General features: G+C 67.3%; 28 protein-coding genes. 11 read left to right on the forward strand and 17 right to left on the reverse strand.

Going from position 1 to position 24,558, the window contains the following annotated elements; translation table 11 throughout:
- Positions 1 to 64 precede the first annotated feature (64 nt).
- Positions 65 to 514: a VOC family protein gene (locus ILP86_RS13520; protein ID WP_193762197.1), complete on the forward strand. Its 450-nt coding sequence runs from the start codon at positions 65 to 67 to the stop codon at positions 512 to 514.
- 120 nt (positions 515 to 634) lie between these two features.
- Here the strand turns inward: ILP86_RS13520 and ILP86_RS13525 are convergent, their stop codons facing one another.
- The 9 genes from ILP86_RS13525 to ILP86_RS13565 form a co-directional block, all read right to left on the reverse strand.
- On the reverse strand, positions 635 to 1,381 hold the full coding sequence (locus tag ILP86_RS13525) for an SGNH/GDSL hydrolase family protein (protein WP_193762198.1): 747 nt from the start codon (positions 1,379 to 1,381) through the stop codon (positions 635 to 637).
- A complete protein-coding gene (locus tag ILP86_RS13530; protein ID WP_193762199.1) occupies positions 1,378 to 2,556 on the reverse strand; it encodes a DUF4185 domain-containing protein in 1,179 nt (392 codons plus the stop codon). Before ILP86_RS13530 ends, ILP86_RS13525 begins: the two co-directional genes overlap by 4 nt.
- A gap of 54 nt (positions 2,557 to 2,610) precedes the next feature.
- The gene (locus ILP86_RS13535; protein ID WP_193762200.1) at positions 2,611 to 4,731 is read right to left on the reverse strand and encodes a hypothetical protein; all 2,121 of its coding nucleotides are present in this window, start codon (positions 4,729 to 4,731) and stop codon (positions 2,611 to 2,613) included.
- Between the two features lie 25 nt (positions 4,732 to 4,756).
- Complete coding sequence (locus ILP86_RS13540) at positions 4,757 to 5,569, reverse strand: carbohydrate ABC transporter permease (protein ID WP_193762201.1); 813 nt, start codon at positions 5,567 to 5,569, stop codon at positions 4,757 to 4,759.
- Positions 5,569 to 6,444 (reverse strand): carbohydrate ABC transporter permease, encoded by an 876-nt coding sequence (locus ILP86_RS13545; RefSeq protein ID WP_141368016.1) that lies wholly within the window; start codon positions 6,442 to 6,444, stop codon positions 5,569 to 5,571. Before ILP86_RS13545 ends, ILP86_RS13540 begins: the two co-directional genes overlap by 1 nt.
- An 8-nt stretch (positions 6,445 to 6,452) precedes the next feature.
- Positions 6,453 to 7,721 carry an ABC transporter substrate-binding protein gene (locus ILP86_RS13550; RefSeq protein ID WP_193762202.1) on the reverse strand — a complete coding sequence of 423 codons (1,269 nt, stop codon included), beginning with the start codon at positions 7,719 to 7,721 and terminating at the stop codon, positions 6,453 to 6,455.
- Between the two features lie 89 nt (positions 7,722 to 7,810).
- Complete coding sequence (locus tag ILP86_RS13555; protein ID WP_193762203.1) at positions 7,811 to 9,649, reverse strand: class I mannose-6-phosphate isomerase; 1,839 nt, start codon at positions 9,647 to 9,649, stop codon at positions 7,811 to 7,813.
- Positions 9,646 to 10,536, reverse strand: a complete 891-nt coding sequence (locus tag ILP86_RS13560) for an ROK family protein (RefSeq protein ID WP_193762204.1) — start codon at positions 10,534 to 10,536, stop codon at positions 9,646 to 9,648. Before ILP86_RS13560 ends, ILP86_RS13555 begins: the two co-directional genes overlap by 4 nt.
- A gap of 205 nt (positions 10,537 to 10,741) precedes the next feature.
- Complete coding sequence (locus ILP86_RS13565; protein ID WP_061015120.1) at positions 10,742 to 11,764, reverse strand: LacI family DNA-binding transcriptional regulator; 1,023 nt, start codon at positions 11,762 to 11,764, stop codon at positions 10,742 to 10,744.
- 227 nt (positions 11,765 to 11,991) lie between these two features.
- Between ILP86_RS13565 and ILP86_RS13570 the strand changes: the two genes are divergently transcribed.
- The 5 genes from ILP86_RS13570 (at position 11,992) to ILP86_RS13590 (ending at position 14,947) form a co-directional block, all read left to right on the forward strand.
- Positions 11,992 to 13,179, forward strand: coding sequence for a MalY/PatB family protein (locus ILP86_RS13570; RefSeq protein WP_193762205.1), 1,188 nt, complete (start codon positions 11,992 to 11,994; stop codon positions 13,177 to 13,179).
- 96 nt (positions 13,180 to 13,275) lie between these two features.
- Positions 13,276 to 13,506, forward strand: a complete 231-nt coding sequence (locus ILP86_RS13575; RefSeq protein ID WP_058631043.1) for a hypothetical protein — start codon at positions 13,276 to 13,278, stop codon at positions 13,504 to 13,506.
- 41 nt (positions 13,507 to 13,547) lie between these two features.
- Entirely contained in the window at positions 13,548 to 14,270 is a 723-nt protein-coding gene (locus tag ILP86_RS13580; protein WP_193762239.1) for a 3-keto-5-aminohexanoate cleavage protein, read from the forward strand.
- 35 nt (positions 14,271 to 14,305) lie between these two features.
- On the forward strand, positions 14,306 to 14,464 hold the full coding sequence (locus ILP86_RS13585) for a hypothetical protein (RefSeq protein WP_157543518.1): 159 nt from the start codon (positions 14,306 to 14,308) through the stop codon (positions 14,462 to 14,464).
- A 36-nt stretch (positions 14,465 to 14,500) separates the two neighbouring features.
- Positions 14,501 to 14,947, forward strand: coding sequence for an NUDIX domain-containing protein (locus ILP86_RS13590; protein WP_193762206.1), 447 nt, complete (start codon positions 14,501 to 14,503; stop codon positions 14,945 to 14,947).
- A gap of 3 nt (positions 14,948 to 14,950) precedes the next feature.
- On the opposite strand, the gene ILP86_RS13595 is transcribed toward ILP86_RS13590, so the two are convergent.
- Complete coding sequence (locus ILP86_RS13595) at positions 14,951 to 15,337, reverse strand: VOC family protein (RefSeq protein ID WP_193762207.1); 387 nt, start codon at positions 15,335 to 15,337, stop codon at positions 14,951 to 14,953.
- 141 nt (positions 15,338 to 15,478) lie between these two features.
- Between ILP86_RS13595 and ILP86_RS13600 the strand changes: the two genes are divergently transcribed.
- Together ILP86_RS13600 and ILP86_RS13605 are read left to right on the forward strand one after the other, a co-directional pair.
- Positions 15,479 to 16,456 carry a hypothetical protein gene (locus ILP86_RS13600; protein ID WP_193762208.1) on the forward strand — a complete coding sequence of 326 codons (978 nt, stop codon included), beginning with the start codon at positions 15,479 to 15,481 and terminating at the stop codon, positions 16,454 to 16,456.
- Complete coding sequence (locus ILP86_RS13605) at positions 16,447 to 16,740, forward strand: hypothetical protein (RefSeq protein WP_141368011.1); 294 nt, start codon at positions 16,447 to 16,449, stop codon at positions 16,738 to 16,740. Before ILP86_RS13600 ends, ILP86_RS13605 begins: the two co-directional genes overlap by 10 nt.
- A gap of 81 nt (positions 16,741 to 16,821) precedes the next feature.
- Here the strand turns inward: ILP86_RS13605 and ILP86_RS13610 are convergent, their stop codons facing one another.
- A complete protein-coding gene (locus tag ILP86_RS13610; protein ID WP_193762209.1) occupies positions 16,822 to 17,823 on the reverse strand; it encodes an SDR family NAD(P)-dependent oxidoreductase in 1,002 nt (333 codons plus the stop codon).
- 86 nt (positions 17,824 to 17,909) lie between these two features.
- Between ILP86_RS13610 and ILP86_RS13615 the strand changes: the two genes are divergently transcribed.
- The 3 genes from ILP86_RS13615 to ILP86_RS13625 all read left to right on the forward strand — a co-directional run bounded on the left by ILP86_RS13615 (position 17,910) and on the right by ILP86_RS13625 (position 20,549).
- Entirely contained in the window at positions 17,910 to 18,488 is a 579-nt protein-coding gene (locus tag ILP86_RS13615) for a TetR/AcrR family transcriptional regulator (protein ID WP_308431941.1), read from the forward strand.
- 119 nt (positions 18,489 to 18,607) lie between these two features.
- Positions 18,608 to 19,603, forward strand: coding sequence for a hypothetical protein (locus ILP86_RS13620; RefSeq protein WP_141368009.1), 996 nt, complete (start codon positions 18,608 to 18,610; stop codon positions 19,601 to 19,603).
- 760 nt (positions 19,604 to 20,363) lie between these two features.
- Positions 20,364 to 20,549 (forward strand): hypothetical protein, encoded by a 186-nt coding sequence (locus ILP86_RS13625; RefSeq protein WP_061015620.1) that lies wholly within the window; start codon positions 20,364 to 20,366, stop codon positions 20,547 to 20,549.
- 51 nt (positions 20,550 to 20,600) lie between these two features.
- Here ILP86_RS13625 and ILP86_RS13630 read toward each other — a convergent pair whose 3' ends face one another.
- From ILP86_RS13630 to ILP86_RS13655, 6 genes are all read right to left on the reverse strand, one after another.
- Positions 20,601 to 21,047, reverse strand: a complete 447-nt coding sequence (locus tag ILP86_RS13630) for a GNAT family N-acetyltransferase (protein WP_193762210.1) — start codon at positions 21,045 to 21,047, stop codon at positions 20,601 to 20,603.
- A gap of 119 nt (positions 21,048 to 21,166) precedes the next feature.
- Complete coding sequence (locus tag ILP86_RS13635; protein WP_227751236.1) at positions 21,167 to 21,376, reverse strand: hypothetical protein; 210 nt, start codon at positions 21,374 to 21,376, stop codon at positions 21,167 to 21,169.
- 121 nt (positions 21,377 to 21,497) lie between these two features.
- Positions 21,498 to 21,737, reverse strand: a complete 240-nt coding sequence (locus ILP86_RS13640) for a hypothetical protein (RefSeq protein ID WP_141368006.1) — start codon at positions 21,735 to 21,737, stop codon at positions 21,498 to 21,500.
- On the reverse strand, positions 21,734 to 22,672 hold the full coding sequence (locus ILP86_RS13645) for a hypothetical protein (protein ID WP_193762212.1): 939 nt from the start codon (positions 22,670 to 22,672) through the stop codon (positions 21,734 to 21,736). The genes ILP86_RS13640 and ILP86_RS13645 overlap by 4 nt, the downstream gene beginning before the upstream one ends.
- A 231-nt stretch (positions 22,673 to 22,903) precedes the next feature.
- The gene (locus ILP86_RS13650) at positions 22,904 to 24,226 is read right to left on the reverse strand and encodes an RNA polymerase sigma factor (RefSeq protein WP_193762213.1); all 1,323 of its coding nucleotides are present in this window, start codon (positions 24,224 to 24,226) and stop codon (positions 22,904 to 22,906) included.
- On the reverse strand, positions 24,202 to 24,543 hold the full coding sequence (locus ILP86_RS13655; RefSeq protein ID WP_193762214.1) for a YciI family protein: 342 nt from the start codon (positions 24,541 to 24,543) through the stop codon (positions 24,202 to 24,204). Before ILP86_RS13655 ends, ILP86_RS13650 begins: the two co-directional genes overlap by 25 nt.
- Positions 24,544 to 24,558 lie beyond the last annotated feature (15 nt).

The following is a 24,558-nucleotide window of genomic DNA, read 5'->3' on the forward strand; positions in this document are numbered from 1 at the left end:
TCTACCTCTGTGATCGTTGTCGTCAGAGGTCCCGAACGGCGGGGCTCGCGACGAGGAGAAGAGCATGACCATCACCACCACGACCCACCTGAACTTCCGCGGCACGGCCCGGCAGGCGCTCGACTTCTATCAGTCCGTGTTCGGCGGCGAGGTGACCGCGGCGACCTATGGACAGTTCGGCATGCCCGAGGGCGTTCCGGGCTTCGACAAGATCGTGTTCGGCCAGTTGGACGGTGTCGTGCGCCTGATGGCGTACGACATCCCTGGTGAGGACGACTCGAACCCGGCGGCGACCGCGGGCAGCACGCACCGGGAGAACGGAGCGACCCTCACCGACCGCACGTTCTTTCAGTCGCTGCGCGCCGATTCGCTCGATGAGCTCCAGCGCTACTGGAACGGGCTCGTCGAGGGCGCGACCGTGATCGAGTCACTGGCAGCATCGGCGTGGTCGGCCGGTTTCGGCATGCTCACCGACCGTTTCGGCGTGACCTGGGCGCTCGACGTCGCGGCCTGAGCCCGATGGCCCGTTCTTCCCGACCGGATGCATGAGGATCGGATGGATGCAGGAGGAATCACTGCGAGTGATCCTGCACCCGTCCGATCCTCCGACAGACGTGTCGCCCCAGGACGCCGGTCAGGCCGGCGGCCAGTGCGGATGCCGTGCCAGGGCCACCCGTGCCCGCAGGTCCGTGACCACCCGGGAGTCCTCGGCGTCCAGTCCGAGCGGCCCGGCCAGCCCGAGCGCCCCGGCCAGGCCGAGCGCGAGCAGGGCATGACCTGAGGCGCTCGGGTGGAATGCGTCGTCGAGCAACCCCCACGGTGTGCCCTCGTTGCCCGGCCCCGTGCCCGCGGAGAACACGGCGAACGCCTCGTGCTGGTCGACGAGGATCGCTTCTTCGGCGGCGGCCACGTCGCGGATCGCCTGCGCGAACTCGCCGATGCGCGCGCGGTCGGGAGCGTGAGACAGGTCGGCGGGCGGCGGTGTCTGCAGCACCGGAACCGCGCCGAGCTCCCGCACCCGTCGCACGAACCCCGCGACCGAGTCGGCGAACTCGGACACCTCGATCACGGGATCGAGCCACTCGGTGGTGCAGTCGTTCGTGCCGATCAGCAGCGTCACGACGTCGGGGCGCCAGCATGCCACGCGCCCCTCGAAGTCCGCCAGGATCAGGTCGGCGCGCCACCCCGTGATCGCGGTGTTGATCACCGTGTCATGCACCCGACCCAGGTCGCCGCGGATCAGCTCGTGCAGATGGTCGACGTAGTTGCGGGCACCGCGGGTATGGATGAGTCCGTGCGTGATGGAGTCGCCCGTGAGCACCCAGGTGAGCGGCGCTCCGGAGGCGAGAAGCCCTCGGAGCGCCGCACGGTCGTCGGTCACCCGGTGACCTCGAGCTGCACGTCGATGAACCGCGGACGGTAGATCGAGGCGTCGTCATACACGTCGCCCACGTTGTCGAAGGTGTTGACGTTGTAGGAGACGAGGATGCGGTTGCCCTGGCGCAGCTGCGGATGCTCGTGCGCGTTGTAGGTGAACACATCGGGGTCGCCGTAGCTGCCCAGTGCCCCGGTCTCGGGAGTGCGGTACAGCTCGACCGGATCGGTGAACGGGCCGGTGGGCGAGCACGAGGTGCGGGCGACGATGCGGGTGCTGAACAGCTCCGACGTGTCCTGCGTGACGAGCAGGTAGCCGTCGCGGAAGGGGGCGATGCTGAACTCGTTCGCCACGTACGGCACGACAGGGACGGCATCGGTCTCGGCAGCTGACCATCCGGTGCCGTTCCAGTACGTCCACGCGCCCTTGACGCCGTCGCGGTCCTGCGCGCGGGCGACGTAGGCCGAGCGCACTCCACCCGGATCCGCGATGCCGTAGATGTACGTGGTGCCGCGTTCCTCCAGCGTCCACGACCCCCAGTTGATCCCGGTCGCCGAAGGCAGGTCGGTGATGGACTCCAGTTGCAGGGTCTGGCCGTCGAGGGTGGCAAGGCGGTTCGCGGTCCACGCGAAGTCCCACTGGCCGCTGCCCGTGCGCCCGAACTGCAGCAGCGGCACCTGCACCGTGCCGTCGCGTCCGGGCGTGGGGTCGCCGATCCAGTACCACTTGCCGTCGGGCTCGGGCGGGATGATGGCGGCAGGCTCCTCCGGGGTGCCTCCCGTGATGGTCGTCAACCCGCCGCGGCGGTCCTGCACCACGACGGAGTTGTTCACGAACGGGGAGTCGGTGGGCCGCGAGCCGTCGGGGTTCACGGTGCCGAGGAACGTGTCGGAGAAGAACCATCCGGTCTTCCCCTTCCCGAGCGGCAGGGAGTACGTGCTGTCGCCGCCGGTCCACGCGCCGCCGGTGTTCCCGTAGGCGGTGAACTGCTCGGTCAGGCCCTGTTTCACGTTCGCCGTGGCGGTGAGCGTCTTGTCGACCAGCGAGCACTGGCCGGGTCCGTGTCCTCCGCCGCCATGGTTCCCTCCGGTCGGGACGGCTGCGGTGGCCGGGGCGGCGAACAGCGCGCCGGCGCAGAGGGATGCCGCGGCGAGGGTCGCCGCGATGGTGCGTCTTCTCATGTCGATCACTCCTTCGTGTTCGGGTGGTGCTCGGTGGTGCTCGGGTGGTGCGGGTCAGCGGCCTGGGGCGGGGGTGATTCCTCCGGAGGCGTCGATGTCGTAGGTGCGGGTGCCGACGCGCAGGCCGCGCAGGGTCGCGCCCGGGTCGAGGGCGGCGACGCATCCGGCCGCCCGCACAGTGCCGCCGGCGGCGACCGAGACACCGAACAGGGCTTCGATCACGAGCTCGATCCAGGCCCCAGACGAGGAACACGACCAGTCGATGATGTACGGCAGCTGCGGGGGCGCTTTGCGGGCTCCGCCGTTGATGCCGGGCACGGCCTCCTCCACGAAGTGCGCCTGCCCCATCGGCCCCTGGTTCGCAGTACGGGAGAGCCCTTCGATCCAGCCGGTCAGCACTTCGGGGGCTCCGAGTGCGGAGAGCGCACGTCCGGCGTCGGCGGGCCAGGCAGGGTAGGCGCCGTTCCACTGGTGGTCGGGCCGTGGGCTGTAGCTGGCGTCGGGATCCCAGGGTGAGAGTGCGCGCATCCAGTTGTCGGTCTGAAGCTCGCGCTGGAAGAAGCCGACCATCTCGTCGCGGATTCCCGGGGCGAGATCCTCGGCGATCGTGGTGCCGACCACGCTGAAGTCGTAGCAGTGCCGCACGGGAAGCTGCGTGCCGTCGGGCTGTCCTGCCGTGAAGACACCGGTGCCGGGACGATAGCGCGCGATCACGGCCGGGAGCAGCGCCTCGGCCTCGGTGCGCAGCGCGCTCGCCGCGGTCTCGTCGCCCCGCAGGTCGGCCAGGTCGGCGGCGGTGCGCATGCTCCACACGTTCGCGGCGTTGAGGCTCGCCACCTCGTGCGTGTACGAGCTCACGCACTCCAGCAGATTGTCGATCTCGCCGTAGTCGGCCAGGGGTGTATCGCGGCGCAGATCCTTCCAGGCGGTCGCCCACTGCCGCACCGACGCGGCCACGGTCTGGTCGCCGACGATCTCGTCGAGGAACGCGACGTCACCCGTGAAACGTACGTAGTCGTGCACGAGCCGGGTCATGGCGTAGTCGTTCACGGAGTACCAGCGGCCGACCGGGCCTCCGGTGAGGGACGACGTGCCGAAGTGCGAGTGGATGTCGAGGGAGATCCAGTGCCGCACCTGGGTCCGCATCTCGTCGGGGTCGAGCAGGGCGTGGCTCACCGAGCTGAGGCTGTAGTCCCAGATGAACGTGGTGGTGCCCCAGTAGTTGGGCATGAGCGTGTCGTACGACCGCCCGAGCACATTGCCGGCGAAGTCGCGGCGGAACCAGATCACGCCCAGCGCCGCCCACCAGTACAGGCGGCGCAGGGGTGCGGAGGCGGTGTCGAGCACGGGCAGTGCGCCGGAGAACTCGGTGTCGCTCGGGTCGAACGCGGCGCGGAGCTGTCGGTTCCAGAACTCTTCGGCTGAGGCGACGGCACCGGGGATGTCACCGGCGACGTCAGCCCAGGTGGCCTTCGCGTCGGACTCGTCGAGGCCGATCGCCTGCACGAAGCCGGTGCGCGCGGTTCCGCCGGCGGGCACGGTCAGCGTGGTCGCGAGCTCGCCGCCGCGGCCGTTGCCGCCGATCCCGGTGTCGAATGCATCGGGCAGGTCGGCCACATCGCTGAGGGTCGCGGTCCCGCCGATCAGGCCCTGCACGCTCCACGCCGCGGCATCGGTCGAACCGAACACGAGGCACCCGCCGTCGACGGTCGCGGTGTCGCGTTCCGACGGTGATTCCGCGTCGAGCCAGGCCTCGGTCGACCGGGTCACGCGGGCCGCAGACGACAGGCCGATCCGCACCTCACGCTCGCCCGCACCGGAGTTGCGCACCGCGATGTCGATCGCCACCGCTGTCTTCCCCGGCACGCACACGGTCGTGGTCTCGATCTCGAGCTCACCCACGCTCGCGCGCCGCACCACCCCGTCGGGCCGCCACTCGTGCGTGACGGGCACGCCGTATGACGCGAACAGGCGGCCGTCGACGAACAGCACGGCGGTCTGCGTGAGTCCTTGCGACACCGGTGGGAACTGCACGGCGCTGAGCGCGGTCAGGTCGTGGTCCACGCGCACGGTGCCGAGCATGTTCGTGAGGCCCGTGGGCGCGATCATGTCGTCGTAGTGATGGGTGACCGCATCGGCGACCAGATCCTCGACGGTGGGGATGAGGGGATTCATGATGCCTTTCGAGGCAGGTTGGGGGTCAGTACTGTCCGAGCGCGAGGCCCTTGGCGAAGAACCGCTGGGTGCACAGGAACAGGATTACGGTCGGCAGCGAGACGAGCACGGCCGCAGCGAGCACGACCGACATCTGCGCGCCGCCATAGGTGCTCTGCATGCCCGACAGGGTGGTGATGATGGGGCGGATGTCGTCGGACTGGCTGAGCGTGAGTCCGAGCAGCAGGTCGTTCCACACGAAGGTGGCCTGCAGGATGAAGATCGCGACCAGCGCGCTCGACGCCATCGGCAGGTACAGACGCACGAAGATGCGCCAGGTCGTGGCACCGTCGAGCACCGCGGCCTCGAACACGTTGTGCGCGACGCCGGTGAAGAAGTTTCGCATCACGAACGCCGAGAACGGGATCGAGATCACCGTGTAGATCATGATCATGCCGACGCGGGTGTCGAACAGCCCGGTGCGCGAGTAGGCGTCGAACAGGGGCAGCAGCACCATCTGCAGCGGGAAGACCGTGCCGCCGAAGATCACGACGAACCATAGGAATCCGCGCTTGAGGCGCAGGGCCACGATCGCGAAGCCGGCCGCGGCGCCCACGAGAACGGCGATGGTCGGCGACACGATCGAATAGATGAGCGTGCTGACGATGCTGTCGCCGATGCCGGAGAGCTCGAGCGCCTGACCGAAGTTCTCGAACAGGTGGAAGTCGGTGGGGATCCACGACTCCTTCGAGGTGAAGGTGGTCGGGTCCTTCATCGCGTTCACGACGAGCAGGTAGGCGGGCAGGAGCCACACGATCCCGAGGACGACGAGCACGGTGGTGCGGATGATCTTCGACATCACATCTCCTTCTTCGGGGAGAGCTGCTGGCGCAGGTACAGGACCGAGGCGACGAGGGTGATCACGGTGAGGAACACCGCGATCGCGGAGCCGAGCCCGTAGTCGCTGTTCACGAACGTCTCCTTGTACATGGTCAGCGCGAGGGTCTCCGAGACGGTGCCCGGTCCGCCCTTGGTCATGCCCCATACGATGTCGAAGGTCTTGAGGCTCGCGACGATCGAGAGCCCGACGACCACGGCGGTGAGCGGCCGCAGCATGGGCCACAGGATGCTGGTGAACAGACGCACCCCGCCGGCGCCGTCGATGCGCGCGGCCTCGAGCGGCTCCTTGGGGATGGCCTGCAGGCCGATCGTGAACAGCAGTGCGTTCACGCCGACGCCCTGCCACGACGACGCGATGATCATCACGACCGTGTTGAGCGGAGCGTCGAGGAGCCAGCGCGGTGGGTCGGTGATGCCGAACGCGGCGAGGGCCTGATCGAGCGCTCCGCCCGAGGAGAGGATGAACGACCAGACCACGCCGACGCCGATGCCGGAGAGGGCGTAGGGGATGAGGAACGGAAGGCGCAGCCAGATACCACCCCCGAGGTTCCAGGTGAGCAGCGCGATCGCCAGGCCGATGCCGACCGGGATGATCAGGGTGCCGATCACCCAGAGCACGGTGTTCATCGCCGAGCCCACGAAGTCGCCGTCGGTGAACATCTCGACGTAGTTGTCGAGCCCGATCCACTTCGGGCTGCCGAGGCCGTTGTACTTCGTGAAGCTGAGGAACACCGTCCACAGCAGCGGGAGGTAGAGCAGGACCGCGACCAGGATCACGCCCGGGGCGATGAAGCCCCGGGCGGACCACTGGTAGGGCGTCTTCTGATGCGTCATCCGCCCGCTTACTCCTGCTCTGCCCAGTACTTGTCAGCCGTGGCCTGGATCTTCTCCAGGAACGGCATCGGGTCGCCGGGGTTGGCGTTGAATGCGCCGAACTGCTCGATCGCGGTGGTCACGATCTCGGTGGGCATCGCCTCGAAGAACCGGTCGTAGAGCATGTAGTCGTCGCCGGCGATCTGCTCGCCGATCTCAGCCAGTGCGGGGTCGGAGACCTTCGCCTTCGGGTTGAACGCGACGTCACCGTGTGCGTCGTTCCACGCGGTCTGTGCGTCGGGCGACATCCACCATTCGGCGTAGGCCAGGCCGAGGTCGCGCTGCTTCGAGTTCTCGGCGGTGCAGATCGGGCCCGACTCCACGGCCACCGGTGTGGCATCGAGGTCGTCGCTGACCGCGGGGATCGCGAACATGCCGTAGTCATCGGTGGTCATGCCGGCGCCTTCGAGGTTGCCGGCGAAGAACGTGCCGAAGTTGATCATGGCGTAGTCGCCCTGCTTGAGGCCGACCGCGGGATCGGTCGTGCTGCCCGCGTCGCTGAACCAGCCCGCCTTCTGCTCGTCGAGCCAGACGTTCATGATGTCGACGATCTCGGGGTCGGTGTACTTCACGTCGCCCGTGGTGAGTCCGGCGTACAGGTCGGGGTCGGTGGCGGCGACCAGGTGCTGGAACCACTGGAAGGTGAACAGCACGCTGGTCTGGTAGTACGGGGTGACCCCTGCATCCTTCAGCGTCTCGGCGGCGGTGTTCAGCTCGTCCCAGGTCGTCGGCACCTCGATGCCGTTGTCGGCGAAGGCGGCCTTGTTGTAGAACATGATCCAGTAGGCGATGTTCATCGGCACGCAGTACTGCTTACCGTCGAAGGTATAGCTGTCACGCAGGTCTTCGCTCACCCAGCCCTCGTCGACCGCCTTGGACCAGATGTCGGTGGTCTCGGCGACCAGACCCTCGTCCACGAGCTGCTTGAGCGACTCGCCGGTGTGCCAGGTGAACAGTCCCGGCGACTTGTCGGTGCGGAACGACTGCTTGATGAAGGCGTCGTACTGGTTGGCGTCGGAGTAGCCCGTGGTCTTCAGGGTGATGTCGACGGCATCGCCGCTGACCTCGTTGAGCGACTCGAAATCGGGCTTCCACGCCGCCTTGTCGGTGTAGAAATCGAGCGTGCCGGTGACCTCGCCCTCCCCGCCGGATCCGGAGTCGCCGGAGCATCCGGCCAGCGCCAGGGTGCCGAGGAGGAGACCGGCCGCGGCGGCGGCGATCGTGCGTCGCGAAATCATTCTGAACTCCCTTGTTCGTATTTCTCGGGTGTGCGGTGTGTGTCGGGTGTGCGGTTTCTCGGGTGCGGTCCTCGTCGGGTGCGGCGTCTTCAGCTGTCGCTCGAGCGCGAGCCGCGCACGTAGGCCTTGACGGTCGCGAAGCGCGGACTGCGCGAGTTCTCGGTGCGCCGGATGAGGTAGGCCCCGACGGCGGCCGGGACGATGAACGTCTCGGCGTAATGGATCACGAAGGGAGCGAAGGCGTCGGTGGGGCTGACCACCTCGACCTCATCGCCCTCCACGAGGTTGAGCACGTTCACGGTGCCCTCGGTGTCATGGTCGGCCGTCTGGGTGAACCAGTGTCGACGCACCTCGATGAACTCGAGCTCGTGCAGGCCCGTGCTCTCCTCGATCACGTCGCCGTCGGTGCGGATGGTCTCGACCTGGTCGATGAGGTTGTCGCCGACCCAGGTGGTGTCGCGGTCCCACTGGATGTTGTTGGCGCCGTGGTCGAGGTGCACGGGGCGGGGGATCCCGTCGAGTCCCACCCGGCCCCAGTCCCAGAGCTTGAAGGTGAAGATGAACGGCGTCGCCGAGATCTCCAGCACCATCGAGTTCGCGCCGGAGCAGTGCACGGTTCCGGCGGGGATGGCGAAGTGGTCGTGCTTGCGGGCCGGGAACGAGTTGACGTACTTCTCGGCGGGGAACGGGTGCTCGCCGTCCTGGGCCGTCGCCAGCTCCTGGAGCATCTCGGCGGGATCGATGCCCTCCTTCGTCCCGAGGTACACCACCGCGTCGTCGCCGACATCGAGCATGTAGTAGCTCTCGTCCTGCGTGTAGTGCATGCCGAACGTGTTCTGGATGTAATCGGTGAGCGGGTGCACCTGCAGGCTGAGGTTGCCGCCGTCCATGGTGTCGAGGAAGTCGAAGCGGATCGGGAACTCGGCGCCGAATCGCGAGAACGTCTTCGCGCCCAGCAGGTCGACAGGGCGGCTGAAGACGAGGTCCAGGGCGGGGATCTCGATCACGCCGCCTTCGCCCTCCAGCAGCAGCGAGTTCTCCTCGGGGACGCAGTCGAAGCACCAGGCGTAGTTGTCCTTCGAGGGGTCGAGGCCGATGAGGTTCTTCATCCACTGCCCGCCCCACACGCCGGGGTCGAAGAACGGGACGACGCGGAACGGGCGACGCGCGGCGTCCTTCAGGGCCTGACGGAAGGCGGCTCCCGTGATCATCCCCGCCTCCGGCGAATCCGGATGCCGCTCGGCCGGCGAGATCGCATTGCCGTCGAGCACGAAGTCGACCGTGTCGAACAGGGCGCGCTTGTGACGGTCGGCGGTGCGCCATTCCACGAAGAAGCCGCGCTTGTACTTGCGGAGGTTGTCTTCCGAGGCGTTGTCGGCGCGCCAGTTGGTCGCGCCCTTGCGCTGGCGCAGCTGGATCTCCCAGCGGGCCATGTCGAAGAGCACCGTCACGGCGTCGCCCGTCAGGCGCGGGGAGAGCAGGGCCGCGCCCCAGCCGATCACCACGGTGGGGTTCTCGACGACCGTGTCTGCCAGGGCGTCGAGCTTCGCGGTGTCGTAGAAGTCGGTGAGGGCGAAGTGGCTCATGACACCGAAGACGCGGTCGTCGGTGAGGCTCGGGGCGATCAACTGTTCGACCTCGGCGACCGGCCGCGCGGCGGCCTCGACGTCGACGACCGCCCACTCCGGCAGCGACTGGCGCACCTGGGTGGTGAGGGCCTCGACGTCCACTCCGGGGTAGGTGTCGATCAGCAGCACGGGGGCGGTGCCGGTCACCCGGGCGCAGGCTTCGGCGAGCTCGGCCGCCGCCGTCCAACCGTGCGCGCCGCGGAGGATGCGCTCCCCGGCGGGCAGTGCCACGGTGGGCTGGGTGTCGTAGCGACCTCGGGTGGTGTGCCCTTCATGCATGTCGCTGATCGGCGTGGTCACTGTTCCTCCTGCGGGATGGCGGTGTGGGTGGTGGCGGTGTGGGTGGTATGGATCAGGGTGCTGAGCCCGCGGACGACGGAGAGTTCGGGCTCGGGCGGGACGACGAAGTGCGGCGGGGTCAGCGATGGCCATAGGTGCTCGCGCACGAAGTCCTCGATCGGTGCGCTCACGGCGTCGCCCGCGCGCAGGATGCCGCCGGAGAGGATCACGACGGCGGGGTCGTAGGAGTGCACGAGCGACGTGACGACGGCGCCCCAGACGTGCAGGAAGCGGTCGCGCAGGTCGGGGTGCGCGTTCGTGGTGAAGACCTGCGTCATGGAAACGTGCTCGGGGAGTGCCCTGGTGCTCGCCAGTGCTTCGCCGCAGCCGATGTTCCCGCACGGGCAGGTGGGGCCGTCGATGTCGACGGTGAGGTGTCCGCCCAGGATCCCGGCGTGGCCGGTGCGTCCGCGCAGGGGCGATCCGTCGATCATCGCCGCGGTCCCGATGCCGGTGCCGAGGGTGACGAGCACAGCGTCGCGTTCACCGGCCGCGCTGCCCGAGGAGGTCTCGCCGATCAGCGCCGCGCGCGCATCGTTCTCGACCACGGACGGCAGGTCGAACTCGGTGTGCGCCCAGGCGTGCAGGTCGATGTCTTCGAGGAAGTCGTACTTGGCGTTGGCGTGCAGCATCCGGTCGCTGCGGGGGTCGACGACGCCAGGGACCGCGATGCCCACGGCGTCGGCTGCGCGGCCGGTCTGATCGAGGAGTGCGCGGGCATGAGCGGCGGCCTTGTCGAGGTCGGTGGGGGTGCCTTCGACCGGGATGCTGCGCGAGCCGACGACATGGCTGCCGTCGGTGAGGGCGATCTTGATCTCGGTGCCTCCGAAATCGATGCACAGCTCCATCCGGCCTCCTCGTCGATGATTGGTAACGTTATCAACGCGGAGGTGAGGTGTCAACACGTTGCGTACGCCCCGCCCAGGCCGCTTCACTTGCATGATCGGCGGACGGATGCATGAGCCGCGGCGCGGAATGGTTCATGCATTCGGGGGCGGGTCATGCATGTGAGCCGGGAAGCAGCAGTGCGGTGGGGAACCGCGCCCGTGCGCGTCAGCGGACGCCGCGCAGTGACACGGGCAGTTCGAGCTCGCGGTGCTCCCTGTCGCGCTCGCCGCCGTCCAGGCGGTCCAGCAGCAGGCGCGTGGCGGTGCGGCCGAGCTCGCGGGGGTCGTGGTCGATCACGCTGATCGGCACGGGGGAGAGCTCGGCGAGCTCGAAGTCGTCGAAGCTCACGATCTCGGGGAACTCCGACGCGGGGCGCGACCCGGCGTTGAGCTGGCCGTTGATCTCCTTGAGCGCACCGATCGCGTTGCGGTTGTTGGCGCAGAAGATCGCGGTGGGCGGATGCGACGCGGCGAGGAGCGTTCGCGTCGCCTCGCGCGCCTGATCGACGGTCTGTTGGTTCGTGGCGACGAGCTGCGGGTCGACCGTGAGGCCCCGCTCCTGCATGGCGCGGACGAAGCCCGCGTAGCGGCGCTCGCCGGTGAAGATCGACAGCGCATTGCCGAGGTAGCCGATCCGGGTATGTCCGCGATCGATGAGCGCCGTCGTCCCGCGGTGGGCGCCTTCGTCGTCGGCGAGCACGACGCTGTCCACGGCGAGTCCTTCGATGCGTCGAGAGGCGAGCACGACGGGGACACCCTGGTTCTGCGAATGGGCGAGGTGCGCGGAGGTCGTGCCGGCGGGGACGACGATCAGCCCGTCGACGCGGCGGCCGAGGAAGTCGCCGACGAGGTCGGCTTCGCGCGCAGGGTCCTCCGAGGTGTTGCCGAGCAGGATGCGGCGACCGGTGAGGGCGGCCTCCTCTTCGACGCCGAGCGCGAAGGTGGAGTAGTAGGGGTTCGCGATGTTCGTGATCGCGACGCCGATGAGGCCGCTCGAGTGTCCTGGACGGATGCTGCGTGCGTTCTCGTTGCGGTGGTAGCCGAGCTCGGCCACGGCCTCCATCACGCGCTGCTGCACGTCGGGTTTGACGTTGAGTCCGCCGGAGAGCGTGCGGGAGACGGTCATGGGGCTGACGCCGGCTCTGGTCGCGACTTCCTTGACGGTCGGGCGGCGCGCTGGTTCGCTCATCACTGCCCTCCGAATGTGGTGCCGTCGATCAAGGGAACGTTACCAGCGCCCCTCCGGTTCTGCGGAGGCATCCACCGCCGTCACGGTGGGAAACCCGAGATGCGAGGGAGCGGGGCCGTCCGTAGATTGGACTGGTCCCGCTGCGAATGGAGTTCCCCGTGTCCGAGATCCGCGTCCTGCGTCTTTCCTGTATCGACGCCGCCGACTGACTCGGCGGGACCCAGACCATGACCTCCGCCTCCCCCGTGCATCCGTTCGATGCCCGCACCCGTCTGTTCCTCGACCGGCCGCAGAGCCGCAAGTGGAGTCTGCACCCCGGACACATCGGCGCCTGGGTGGCGGAGATGGACTTCGGGGTCGCGTCCGAGATCGCGGAGGCGCTGCATCGCGCGATCGACGACGAGAACCTGGGATACCTCTCCCCTCCGCAGGCCGCGGAGCTCGGTGAGGCGACATCTGAGTGGATGCGCGACGAGTACGACTGGGCGGTCGATCCCGAGCGTGTGCATCCGGTCTCGGACGTGATGGCGGCCCTCGGCGTCGCGGTGCAGGAGTATGCGCCAGCGGGTTCGCCCGTGATCGTGCCCACCCCCGCGTACATGCCGTTCCTGACCTACCTGCCGGCGATCGGACATCCGGTGATCGAGGTCCCCGGCATCGAGGTCGACGGGCGCTGGCAGCACGATCTGCAGCGCATCGATGAGGCGTTCGCTGCCGGCGCGAGGACGCTCGTGCTCTGCAACCCGCACAACCCGACCGGCACGATCGTCGGGCGTGATGAGCTGGAGGCGATCGCAGAGATCGTCGAGCGGCACGGCGGGCGGGTGTTCGCGGATGAGATCCACGCCCCGCTGCGCTATGAGGGTGCGTCGTTCGTGCCGTACGCGTCGGTGTCGGAGGTGACGGCCGCGCATACGGTGACGGGAACGAGCGCCTCGAAGGCCTGGAACATCCCTGGGTTGAAGACGGCGCAGCTGATCACCTCGAACGAAGCCGACCAGCAGCTGTACAAGCGGTTCGGTTTCGCGGTGCAGCACGGTGCGGCCACGCTCGGGGTGGTGGCCTCGACGGCGGCATACCGGTCGGGCAAGCCCTGGCTGACGGAGGTGGCCGACTACCTCGACGGTTCCCGGCGGCAGCTGGCGACGCTGGTGGAGGAGCACCTCCCCGGAGCCGTGTATCACGTGCCCGAGGCGACATACATCGGGTGGATCGACACGGCGGCGCTCGGGATTCCGGGGCCGCCCGCCGAGTTCTTCCGCGAGCAGGCGGGGGTCGTGCTGACCGAGGGACGGCTGCTCGGGCGTGGCGCCGAGGGTCACGTGCGGGTGGTCTTCGCGACACCCCGTCCGATCCTGGAAGAGGCGTTCGCGGCGATGGGCGATGCCGTGCGTCGGGCGGGTCTTCTGGTCTGAACCGGTCTCGCTCGGGCGATGGGGCGGAGGCTGTCAAGCCCCTCCGTCGTGTCGGTGGTCTGACGTAGAAAGGGATGCGAGAGAAGGGATCCCGCCATGGCTGCAGGCGACATCGAGACGTTCCACCGCAACGGCATCTGGTTCAACCGCATCGAGGGGGAATCGCAGACGTTGGGGAGCAGCTTCATGAGCGAGGCCGAGGCGGTCAAGGTCGGCCGCAGCGCGGCGGTGGCGCGTCAGGTCGAGCACACGGTGCGCGCCGAAGAGGGCCCGTCGACCGACTCCTCTCCCTATGACCTGCACCCCCGCGAGCTGATCGGCCGATGACCGCGCCGGACTCGGACCCGCCCGCCCGGCCTCCGCGTCGGATGCTGTTGCAGGCATGCGTGAACGGCGCTCGTGATGCGGTCGAGCACCCGTGGTTGAGTGCGGATGCGTCGGTCGTCGCCGACGATGCTGCGCGTGCTGTGGTGGCGGGAGCGCACGAGGTGCATGTGCACCCGAAAGACGAGGCGGGTCGCGACAGTCTCGCCGCCGACGATGTCGCCCGATGGGTGGCCGCGGTGCGCTCCGCGAGCCCCGGTGTGCCGGTCGGCGTGACGACGGGAGCGTGGGCCGAGCCCGACGTCGAGCGCCGCCTTGCCGCCATCGAGGCGTGGACGGAGCTACCCGATCACGCGTCGGTCAACTGGCACGAGGCCGGCGCCGATGAGGTGGCCGCGCTGCTGCTTAGGCGCGGCGTCGCGGTCGAGGCCGGGTTGTGGGACGCGGCCGGCTTCGAGGTGTGGAAGCGGTCGCCCGTTCGCGGGCAGTGCCTGCGGGTGCTGATCGAGCTCCCCGACGAACCGACCGATGTGCTGCGCGATCACGCTGAAGGGATGATCGCCCACGTGCAGCTCGAGGAGCCCGACCTCCCGATCCTGTTGCACGGCGAGGAGGGCTCGACGTGGCCGGTGTTCGACCTTGCCGTCGAGTTCGGGCTGGCGTCGCGCATCGGTCTGGAAGACACGCTGCTGCTCCCCGACGGCGCGACCGCTCCGGGCAATGCCGCGTTGGTGCGGGCGGCCGTGGCGCGGATGCGGGGAGTCTGACCGGGCGGGTGCGCGGGGTGCGGCATCCTGGGGCGATGTTCTCTGGCTCTTTTCTTCTCGTCCTTCTCGCGAATCTCGCGTACGTCTTCATCGGGATCGCTGTCGTGTGGCTGGTGATCTACTCGGCCGTGCGCGCGGCTCTCGCGTCGCACCGGCAGGCGACGGCCCGAGAACGACGGCCCGGCCCGGAGTGACGGCCTACGCGCAGTCTCGGAACCTAGACTCCCGGCATGCCGTTCTCTGAATACGTCCGATCGATCCGCGCGCGGATCGGTCATGACCTCCTGCTGCTGCCGGGCATGACCGCGGTGATCCGCGAGGGCGATCGTTTCCTGCTCGCCCGCACGGCGGGCTCGGAGGAATGGGGTCTGATCGGTGGTGGGGTCGAGCCGGGGGAGGATCCGGATGAGGCGATCACCCGTGAGGTGCAGGAAGAGATCGGCGCGCGCATCCGCATCACCGGGATCGTCGGCGCCTTCGGTGGCGAATCGCTCGTCGTGACGTATCCGAACGGGGATCGTGTGTCGTACGTGTCGACCGCGTTCGCGTGCGAACTGCTCGATCCGCCGGTGCCCGATCAGGACGAGGTCGTCGAGGTCGGGTGGTTCACGCGTGCCGAGATCGCCACGCTGCCGCATCCGGTGTGGGTGGATCGGATGTTGGCCGACGTCGGCTAATCCTCACTCTCCGCTTGCGCGGTCCCACCCCGACCAGTCGGGACGGTCGACGATGCAGAAGCGGTTGCCCTCAGGGTCTTCCATGATCACGTAGTCGGCGTCGGCCGGGCGTCCGTCCCAGTGCACCTCGCGCGCACCCAGAGCGAGGAGCCGCTGCACCTCGGCGGCCTGATCCTCGGCGTAGATGTCGAGGTGGATGCGCGGAGGCAGTATGCGCTCGGAGTGGTGCGCGTCGAGAGCGATGCAGGGAGCGTCGGCATCGCGCGGTTTCAACACGACCCAGTCGTCGTCCGCGGGGTCGCGTTCGACGTAGTCGAGAGCTGCCTTCCAGAACGTGGACTGCGCGGGGAGGTCCGTCACGCGGATCACGATCGACACGAGCTTCAGCATGACGTCGAGTGTATGACCGCTGAAGGGTCTCGGATAGTCGGAATATCGGCATGCGATGATCCATATGAATGCTTTATGCCGTCAAATATGCGATTCTCCCCGTATGTCGCCGCTGGGTGACGTCACGATCGGAGAAATACGATGATTCGCGCGAAAAGGTGTCTGACGGCGGCGAGTTTGGTGACGCTGGCTGTATCGGGGATCGCATCGTTCGCGGTGCCCGCGGCCGCTGATGACACGTTGTCGCCAGGCGACGCGTCGCCGGATGAGGTCTCGGCATTGGTCGCCGAAGCAGCACAGTCCGCAGGAACTCCCGCCGCGGTCGCGGCTGAGGGCTCTGCCGTGGTGAACGTCCCGCAGGAGGCATCCGAAGGCGTCGTTGTTCAGGCGGATGACGGGACGACCTTCACCGTGTCCACGCCGGTCGGAGTGCCGACCGGTGCCGGGGCGACGGCGGCGGATGGCTCGACCGTGTATCGCGGCGAACAAGGCGGACCAGATGTGACGGTCACTCCCGTGCAAGATGGCGTGCGAATCTCGACCGTGCTCTGGGATGAGTCTGCCCCGGCGAGCTTCGGCTACCCGCTGCCGGAGGGCGTCGATGCCGAGTTGCAACCAGACGGCGGTGTGATGCTCACTCGCGCGGTCGAAGGCTCCGCGCGCGTCGCCGAGGTGATCGGTGAGGTGGAACCTGCATGGGCGGTTGATGCGGACGGAGTCGCGGTGCCCACGGCGTACGTCATCGCAGACGGGATGCTGACGCAGGAAGTGGATACGACGGACGCAGCCTTCCCAGTCGTCGCCGATCCGACCTGGGGATTCATGAGCGCGATTCAGATCCGCGTGCGATGGAACCGGGCGGAGACTGCGACGATTGCAGGCGGTGGGTGGGGAAGTGCCGGTATGGCGGCAATCTGCGGACCCGCGGGACATGCCGTCGCGGGCCCCGCCGGGGCTGCCGCTTTCGCAGCGGGGTGCTTTGCGACTTCCGCGCCCGCCATCTACACCGCAGGCGTTGCTCAGAACTCGAAGCCCAAGCGCTGCCTCGAAGGGTTTCTCACTTACGTTCCCGGCGTCAGCCTCATCGTTCCTTGGTACGGAACCTACTCATGTCGCTGAACCCGGAGTCGTATGTCAATTCGTTCCGCAAGCGAGTCCGGATTCTCTTCTCTCCCTTGCGCTTGACGCTCTCTATAGTCGCAATCATCTTCTGGGTGATCAGTAACGGGATTGTCATGAGCAACGGCGGCGAACCTGCGTGGCTCGGGCCGCTGTCAGTGATTCCGCTCTTCGCCTTCTGGGGCTGGACGGCGGTGACGGATGCGAAGATGCGCGAGCTGGACCGAGGGGGTGTCGAGGAAGGCGCCGATGTGTCGACCAGCCCTGACCTCGACGTTCGATAGTCGAGCTGCCCCCCGTCCCCTCGGGCATACGAAACGCCCCCGCCGTTCGGGTCGGCGGGGGCGTCGGCTTCGCGGTCGGGCTTACTGCACGGACCATCCGCCGTCGGAGGCGAGGATGGCGCCGTTGATGTTCACGGCGTCGTCCGACAGCAGGAACGTGATCGAGGCGGCCAGGTGCTCGGCGGTCGCGACGGTCGGGATCGCCTGCTGGAACGGGGCGAGGCGGCCGGAGCCGTACTCCGACATGTTCGGGGGCATCGGGATGCCGGTGGCGACGCCGCCAGGGGCGACGGAGTTCACGCGGATGCCCTTCGGGCCGTACATGAAGGCGGCCGACTTCGTGACCCCGATGATGCCGTGCTTGCTGGCCGTGTAGGCGTTGCCCGAGGCGTTGCCGCGCAGGCCCGCTTCGCTCGAGACGTTGAGGATCGCACCTCGACCGGCTGTTTCCATGACGGGGATGACCGCGCGCATGAGCTTGAACGGAGCGGTCAGGTTGATCGCGATCACGCGGTCCCAGACGGCGTCCGGGGTCTCGCCCGCAGGGGAGAAGTCGTCGTTGATGCCGGCGACGTTCGCGAGGCCGTCGATGCGGTCGCCCGCGGCGGCGAGCACGGCGTCGATCGCGTCCTGCCTGGTGAGGTCGCCCGCGACCGTGACGATGTCGGCATCCGGGAGCTCGGCCTTGAGGGTGTCGAGCTTCTCGGCGGCGATGTCGCTGGCGATCACGCGTCCGCCTTCGCGGGCGATGCGCGAGGCGGTGGCCTTGCCGATGCCGGAGGCGGCGCCCGTGACGATGACGGTCTTGCCGGCGAAGCGGCCGGAGGTGGGCTTCTCGGTCCAGCCCTCGGAGGCGTCGTCTTCGGGGATCTCGCCGTCGTTGGCCGCGCGCACGAGGTCGTCGACGACCGACTGGGGAAGTTGGCCCTGGCTCATCGCGACCAGCTGCTGAAGCGGAAGGCCCAGCACGGGGGTGAGGAGCTCGGGGTCGGCGCCCGTCTGCTCGAAGAGTCCGCGGATGAGGGGGCCGCCGGTGGGGTCGTTCATCCAGTCGCCGATGGTGGAGTGTGCGGTGAGGGCCATGCTCGTTCTCCTTGCTCGGGTGCCGTTGTAGTTTCGCAACGGTGCGTCTACTTATGTTCCAGTGTACGCCTGAGTACGGTGGACGGGTGCCTCGTCCTCGCAGTGAGAAAGCCCGCCAGTCCGTGCTGGACGCGATGCGGCGCGCGCTCGCCGCAGACGGATACGACGCCGTGACGATCGAGGGCCTCGCGGCTGAGGCGGAGGTGTCGAAGCAGACGATCTACCGGTGGTGGCCGTCGAAGGCCGCGATTCTCGGGGAAGCGCTGCTCGAGGGGACCGTCCCTGGTTCGGATGTCGTCGTGCCGATGACGGACGACCTCGGCGCGGACCTGCGCGCATGGTTCACGGCGGTGTCCGCGGGGCTGGCTCGACCCGAGGGGGTGTCACTGGCGCGGGCGCTGATCGAGGTGACGGCGGCTGATCCGGAGTTGGGGCTGGTGCTGAACGAGAGGCTGGCGGCGCCTATTCGCGAATGGGTGTCGGAGCGAGTGGCGCGCGGACGAGGCGCGGGGGATGTGCGGGCGGACGTGGATGCGGGCGCGATCGCGGATCAGTTCATCGCCATGGCGTCGTACTCCGCGTTGATCGGGCAGCCGTTGAGCGCGGAGCGGGTGGAGGAGACCGTGGTGCGGTTGCTGCGGGGGATCGCGGCGTCTGGTCTCTGAGGCACCGCGCTCATCGGCCTGCCCGACGAGGTGTGAGGTGCTCGCGGGCACGTGACGGGCGGCTTGGGGCGGACGCAGAATATCAATAGCGTCCTCATTTGTGTGCTTTCATTGCTCATGTGGCCTCACCCGGCAGTGAGGCCAACTATCGGCGGGCCGCTACGAGTGAATGGACCACAGAGATGTTGCAAAGAAGGCGCGAACTCATCGTCGCGATAGCCGCCACCCTTGCCCTCACGGCAACGATGGCTTCACCAGCTCATGCATCCGACAGCGACGTTGATGACGTGGAGTCTGTTTCGGCCACCATTGAGGCGGCGACCCCGACAACGACTCTGTCTGAGCCGGGGGTGGTACAGGGTGGCCAGTTGAGCACGACGGTGGGGGAGATCTCAGCAGCAGTACCCCTTTCGGCTGAAGAGAACGTTGTTGTGAGTGTGCCGATCGATGGAGGCACCCAGGCGGAGAGTCGGGCCATCGAGCTGCCCGACGAAATCCCCATCAGCGATGGCGTGGTGGCTGAGGATGGCACTGTCGTCTTCACTGCCGACGACCGTTCGGGTGATGCAGTTGCTGTGCAGACGCTCGCCGACGGATCGACGCGCATCCAGACCGTGTTGGGCGGTGCCGAGAGCCCACACGAATTCGGATACCGCATGGATGGCTATCAGCCGTACCAGAGTGACACGGGTGAAGTGATCTTCTTGGGCGAGTCCGGAGATTATGTGCCCGTTGCGGCTCCGTGGGCGACTGACGCGAATGGTGCCGCGGTGGAAACGCGGTATGAGGTGCGAGGGGATGAGCTGTTCCAGGTTGTGACCCCGAGCGCCACAACCGCGTATCCGGTAGTGGCTGATCCGAGCTGGATCTGGAACGGCCCGATCTGGGGAATGAAGCTCACGCGTGCTGAAACCTCGCGGGTCCGGGACTACACGGCTGCGGTCGGGATGTGCGGAATCTTCGGAAAGGCGCTGCCGAGGGTGTTCCAGGCGTGCGCCGTCTTTGGCTCATACATTGTGGCTCAGGCGCATATCGCTCAGGGAGACAACCCTAAGACCTGCTTGTTCTTCACTGCCGCGCCGGTGCCAGGGGTCATCATGAGAGTGACGTGCTGACGAAGGAGCGATGGCAATGATCTTGGAAATCGGCGGCGAGCTCGCTGTCTACCTTGTCGTCTGCGCTCTGGGGGTCAGCATCGGTATCAGTTCCGGGATGACCCTCCCTCGAGGTCTGGGAGTAGTCGTAGCGATCGTCAACGTGGTCATCGTGGGCGGCGTTGTCGCTGGGGGATTCCTGTTCGGATCGGAGGCGCCATGGATTGGACCCATCTTTGTGTTCGCGGCTCTCGTAATGAGGGTGGTGACGGGGGCATTGGAGCTGGCTCGTTTACCTGCATTGAGTGAGGAATCATTCGTACAACGAGCCGTGTTGGTGTTCTCCCCTCGACGAATTCGCATCATTGAGAATGCGAACGCGCAGGATCCCGCGAGCTCGCTTGCCGACTGTGAAGGACGTACAACATGGTCTACACCGCCATCGGGATAGCACTCCTCCTCTGGGGTGCCTTGGTCGGGCGAGTGGGTCGGAATTTGGGCACTCTTCTCGCCACCGTCCCCGTCCTGTTGTGGGTCGGGGTTCTCGCGTGGTTCACCTGGTCGGGTGCCTCCGATCCCTCCTCTGGAGACGCTCTTCCTGCCTACCTCTTGGTCGGGCTGTTCGCGTTTCTCATTGGAGTGAACTTCACCACTCGACGCGAGCCTTCACGTCGTGCTCAGCAAAGGTAGCGATCTGGTGGCTGTGCGAGGAGACGCCGGAACGGACGTCTCCTGCGGTCCGGATGATCGGTCAAGGTCGGGGGTGAGTGAGGATGAGGATATGCGAGTCTGGATCGTGTTCAACGATGAGGAGCGAGACCTCGACATCTACGGCGTCTTCGACAACGCTGACGACGCGGAACGCTACGCCGAAGAGGCCAAGCATCTGGTTCCGAATGGGCTCAAGTATGCGGAGTACCCGGTGCCCTGGCGGTTGACCGACGGATCAACGACGACCGCGATCTGAGCCATGCGCGGAGGGCTGGAATCGTGGAGCTCTTGCGGAGTTGCGGCGTAACTAGTCCGTGGCAGGGGTGAACCGGAGCACGTTCGTCTCACGCCTGTGGAACCCGACAGACTCGTACAACCGCAGTGCGGATTTTCGGGATGGGCGGGATGTGAGGTCGAGCGTCCGGAGTCCGCGCTGTCGCGCGAGCTGCGTCATGTGCTCCAGGAGGAGCCGCGCGATGCCGCGCCCGCGTGCCGCCTCGTCGACCACGACGTCTTCGACATGGCCGCGCAGTCCGGTCAGGGATGGTGCGGTCACGAGAGTCGCGGTGCCGACGATGCGCCCAGAGTCACGTGCAACCAAGAGCTCCGTCGCCTCGTGTGCGATGACCGCTTCGGTTCGAGCGCGATCGAATGCTGCGGATGAGGAGAGCTGCACCAGGAGCGATGCGATTGCTTCGGCGTCCGCGTCCGTGAGTTCGCGCAGCGATTCGATGGTCAGGGGCGACTCGTCCATCTGGGTACCGTAGCCCGATTCGGGGCGGATCGCCGCGCCACGAACGGTGTGCGGGCAGGGGATGGCCCCGTCACCCTGACGGGTAGCGGGGCCGAATGAGCTGAGCTGTAGTCCCCTAGTCACTCTTTTCGGAAGAGAATGCTCCCGAAGCCGACGAGCATGAGACATGCGCCAAGCAGACCGGTCAGAGCAGCAGGTGCGAGGTTCCCCGTCGTGTGCTCTGCGTCTGAGATGTAGCCTTCAGCAACCGCTATGACGATGGCGAGGATGATGACGCCGGCGCCGACGAATCCTATGCTGACCATTGCTCGTCTCGCTCGTTGCTTCACAATCGCTCCTAAGGGTTGCATCCTGCGGCCAAGACGTCGCTGTACCTTACGTCAGGCCGCCGAGCGTCGAGTCGCTGGAGTGTGAGCGGCAGCCCGACAAGTCGGGCTGCCGCTCAGTGAATCACTCCTCCGGTGGAACGACATCTTCATCACCACGCGCAGCTCGCCACCGCTTCATCATGTGGGCGTACCAAGTGGCGGCGAGGAGTCCTGTCGCAATGAAGAGCCAGGAGCCGATCTCGGGGAAGCGGACAGACAATACCGTGGACGCCACGATCAGCAAGCCCATGGCGACCGTCATCGTTAGCTGGCGGCCGGGTTCCGTGATCACGCCGAACCAGGTCCGAGGTTCGCTTCTCATCTACAGGGTCCTCCGCTGTACGTGTCGACCCACCACAGAACACCGGGGTAGATGTAAGGCTGTGTTGCCGTGACCTGCACACAGCGCTTCGGGCTCGAATTCTGGGCGACACTCGCGTTCCACCAGACCGAGCCGCCGGCCACGACACACACGGGCGCCATCACGCCGCAGCCTACTGAGGCGATGATGCCCGCCCCTCCTGACGCGATGGTCGCCGTTTCCGCTCGGTTAAATCGCAACCGGTACTGGAAGACGTTTGGCCGATCGAGCGTCGGATCGGCGACGATCGGGTAGGCATAGTTGCTGTCCTGATGGTCGACGAACTGAGTTAGCTGCGACCCGGACGCCTCGTAGTAGGTCGGAATCTCGACACCGTTGGCGTCCTTGGCCCAGGGGGCATCGATGTTGGCGATGATCTTCTCGGTCGCGGCCGCACCTCCCGTCGCCGGGTCTGTGGTGGATTCGACGACGTACGCGATTGCACTGCCGTCGTCTTGGATCTCGACAGTCGCGTCGGGTCCGAAGTTGTAGTCGAACCGATCAGCCTGGGCAGCGTTGTCGATGACGACACTGACGCGGATCGATTCAGTCCCGGTCATCAGATTGATCGACGGCGTCGTCGCATCGCCCACGTAGTTCAGCGATCCGTCACCGGCGACAGCAGCGTCGTCGAGCCCGGATGCGCCGGGCAGTGAGAAGGACATCGAGTCCGTGTCATCGGCGGAGGTTATGCGGACGCCCCGGGCGGGGTCCATCGCCAGGATCGCCTCGCCGCCACCGTCGAGAGTCGCCGTGGCTTCTGTTGGGCTCGTCTCGAGCTCTATGCCGCCGTTCATGAAGGGGGCTGCCTCCGTAACTACGGCAGCGATGTCATCGGCCTGGTCACTACCGCTGCCTATGTCTGCGATGGCAGCGGAGGCTGGCGTGAACGACATGGCGCTGATAGCAGCGAGAGCGACTAGTGCGGTGGTTCGATGATGTCTCACGAGGAGTCCTCCTGGATGTCAGAATTGACCCGCCTATCCCATGGAAGAACACATATGAGGACAAAAGCAATATTTTGAGAGGGCGTCGCGCAACCTCGTTGCCGACTTCTCGTCATCGGTGCCGCGACGGAGAGCCATCGCTGTGGCGATCAAAGCCCTCAAGGAGCCGGAGGGCGCAGGTCAGGTCGATGCCGAGGCGATGTCGTCAGCGTGCTGGGCGTATGACCGTTGCTCGCGTTCCGTCGGGGCGGCGCGTGCGGCATCGCGAAAGGCAGACCTCGCTTCTTCGACACGCTTGAGGCGCTGCAGGAGATCTCCCCGAACCGCCGAGTAGAGGTGGTGTCCTCCCAGCGAGCTTTCGAGTGCCTCCGTCAGCGCGAGAGCTTCGTTCTGTCGTCCCGCGTTCGCGACGGCGACCGCACGATTCAGGCGGACGAACGGCGATGCATCCACCTGTTCCAGCACCCCGTACATGTCGGCGATGCGGGCGTGGTCGATCTCCGTCCCGGGGGCGGGGCGGACGTATTCGGCCGCGACGGTGGCGCGGATGAGGTGCCGTCCGCCGTGGATGCCCGCCCGTGCCGCCTCCTCCACGGCGTCATCGAGCAGCCGCAGCCCTTCCTCGATCTCGGAGACATCCCACAGTCCGCGATCCTGTTCGTCGAACGGCACGGACAGGCCGTCGGCCGTGGTGCGTGCCGCGCGGCGGGAGTGCTGAAGGAGCAGGAGGGCGAGAAGACCCGTGAACTCGAGTCGAGCCGGGGAATCCGAGGGGAGCAGCTGCCGGCACAGCCGAGCAAGCCGGATGGCCTCGGCGCCGGGATCGGGCTGCAGCGTCGGATCGGAGTAGCCGATGGTGAACAGGGCGGACAGGACCTCGCAGACGCTCGCGCTTCGACTGTCGAGCTGCGCGGCATCCGGAACGCGGTACGGGATGTTCGCGTGCGCGATCTTGGCCCGCGCCCGCACGAGTCTCTTCTCCATCGTCGCGGGTGCGACCGCGAAGATCGCGGCGAGCTGTTCGATCGACACGTTCAGGACGGTGCGGAGCGTCAACGCCGCGCGGGCCTCCAAGGTCAGCGCGGGATGGCAGGCGGTGAAGATCAGCTTCAGCCGCTCGTCCCCGTGCGGGAACGCGTCGTCGTGGTCGTCGGCTCCCGGGGCGATGTCGGTGCCTTCGTGCGGCTCGTTCTCCAGGCGAGCCACCGCACGGCGCTCGGCGTCAGCGTGACGGACGAGGTCGATCGCGCGGCGGCGCGCGACGGTCGTGACCCAGGCGGCGGGGTTCGCCGGAACCCCGTCGCCTGGCCACCGCTCGACTCCTCGAGCCAGAGCGTCCTGCACGGCATCTTCGGCGAGAGCCCAGTCGTGGACAGTGCCGATGACACTCGCGACCACGCGGCCGTACTCGATCGATGCCACGTGCCGCACGGCGGCCATGGCATCCGGTAACGTGCCCGCCGGCTCCTCCGGTGTGGTCACATCGTCGACCCGAGCGGCCACACGGGGCGCACCTCCACCAGGCCGAACCGGGCCATCGGGTGTGCGGCGGCGATCTCGATCGCGGCATCGAGGTCGTCGGCGTCGATCACGTCGAACCCGGCGATCCATTCGCGGCTCTCGGTGAACGGTCCGTCGGCCACGATCCGCTCGCCGGCTCGGACGCGCACAGTAGTGGCGTCTTCGACAGGCCGCAGGCGGTCGCCCAAGACGTAGGAGCCACTGTCCTGCAGCGACGCCACCCACTCCCGGGCGTTGTCCTCGGCCTCGACGTAGGGCTCGGCGGTCGGGTCGGTGCAGATGAAAAGTACGTAGCGCATGTGTGTTCTCCTCCA

This window comes from Microbacterium sp. R1 (genome assembly GCF_015159725.1).
In the GTDB taxonomy this organism is placed as follows: domain Bacteria; phylum Actinomycetota; class Actinomycetes; order Actinomycetales; family Microbacteriaceae; genus Microbacterium; species Microbacterium oxydans.

Bases quoted from the DNA above. Each gene is read 5' to 3' on its own strand.
- ILP86_RS13580 (WP_193762239.1), top strand. From the start codon at position 13,548: ATGCTGTTGCAGGCATGCGTGAACGGCGCTCGTGATGCGGTCGAGCAC.
- ILP86_RS13600 (WP_193762208.1), top strand. From the start codon at position 15,479: ATGATTCGCGCGAAAAGGTGTCTGACGGCGGCGAGTTTGGTGACGCTG.
- ILP86_RS13645 (WP_193762212.1), bottom strand. From the start codon at position 22,672: ATGTCGTTCACGCCAGCCTCCGCTGCCATCGCAGACATAGGCAGCGGT.
- ILP86_RS13575 (WP_058631043.1), top strand. From the start codon at position 13,276: ATGGCTGCAGGCGACATCGAGACGTTCCACCGCAACGGCATCTGGTTC.
- ILP86_RS13605 (WP_141368011.1), top strand. From the start codon at position 16,447: ATGTCGCTGAACCCGGAGTCGTATGTCAATTCGTTCCGCAAGCGAGTC.
- ILP86_RS13540 (WP_193762201.1), bottom strand. From the start codon at position 5,569: ATGTCGAAGATCATCCGCACCACCGTGCTCGTCGTCCTCGGGATCGTG.
- ILP86_RS13590 (WP_193762206.1), top strand. From the start codon at position 14,501: ATGCCGTTCTCTGAATACGTCCGATCGATCCGCGCGCGGATCGGTCAT.
- ILP86_RS13655 (WP_193762214.1), bottom strand. From the start codon at position 24,543: ATGCGCTACGTACTTTTCATCTGCACCGACCCGACCGCCGAGCCCTAC.
- ILP86_RS13585 (WP_157543518.1), top strand. From the start codon at position 14,306: ATGTTCTCTGGCTCTTTTCTTCTCGTCCTTCTCGCGAATCTCGCGTAC.
- ILP86_RS13535 (WP_193762200.1), bottom strand. From the start codon at position 4,731: ATGAATCCCCTCATCCCCACCGTCGAGGATCTGGTCGCCGATGCGGTC.
- ILP86_RS13550 (WP_193762202.1), bottom strand. From the start codon at position 7,721: ATGATTTCGCGACGCACGATCGCCGCCGCCGCGGCCGGTCTCCTCCTC.
- ILP86_RS13530 (WP_193762199.1), bottom strand. From the start codon at position 2,556: ATGAGAAGACGCACCATCGCGGCGACCCTCGCCGCGGCATCCCTCTGC.
- ILP86_RS13630 (WP_193762210.1), bottom strand. From the start codon at position 21,047: ATGGACGAGTCGCCCCTGACCATCGAATCGCTGCGCGAACTCACGGAC.
- ILP86_RS13560 (WP_193762204.1), bottom strand. From the start codon at position 10,536: ATGGAGCTGTGCATCGATTTCGGAGGCACCGAGATCAAGATCGCCCTC.
- ILP86_RS13625 (WP_061015620.1), top strand. From the start codon at position 20,364: ATGCGAGTCTGGATCGTGTTCAACGATGAGGAGCGAGACCTCGACATC.
- ILP86_RS13565 (WP_061015120.1), bottom strand. From the start codon at position 11,764: ATGAGCGAACCAGCGCGCCGCCCGACCGTCAAGGAAGTCGCGACCAGA.
- ILP86_RS13640 (WP_141368006.1), bottom strand. From the start codon at position 21,737: ATGAGAAGCGAACCTCGGACCTGGTTCGGCGTGATCACGGAACCCGGC.
- ILP86_RS13570 (WP_193762205.1), top strand. From the start codon at position 11,992: ATGACCTCCGCCTCCCCCGTGCATCCGTTCGATGCCCGCACCCGTCTG.
- ILP86_RS13595 (WP_193762207.1), bottom strand. From the start codon at position 15,337: ATGCTGAAGCTCGTGTCGATCGTGATCCGCGTGACGGACCTCCCCGCG.
- ILP86_RS13610 (WP_193762209.1), bottom strand. From the start codon at position 17,823: ATGGCCCTCACCGCACACTCCACCATCGGCGACTGGATGAACGACCCC.
- ILP86_RS13545 (WP_141368016.1), bottom strand. From the start codon at position 6,444: ATGACGCATCAGAAGACGCCCTACCAGTGGTCCGCCCGGGGCTTCATC.
- ILP86_RS13520 (WP_193762197.1), top strand. From the start codon at position 65: ATGACCATCACCACCACGACCCACCTGAACTTCCGCGGCACGGCCCGG.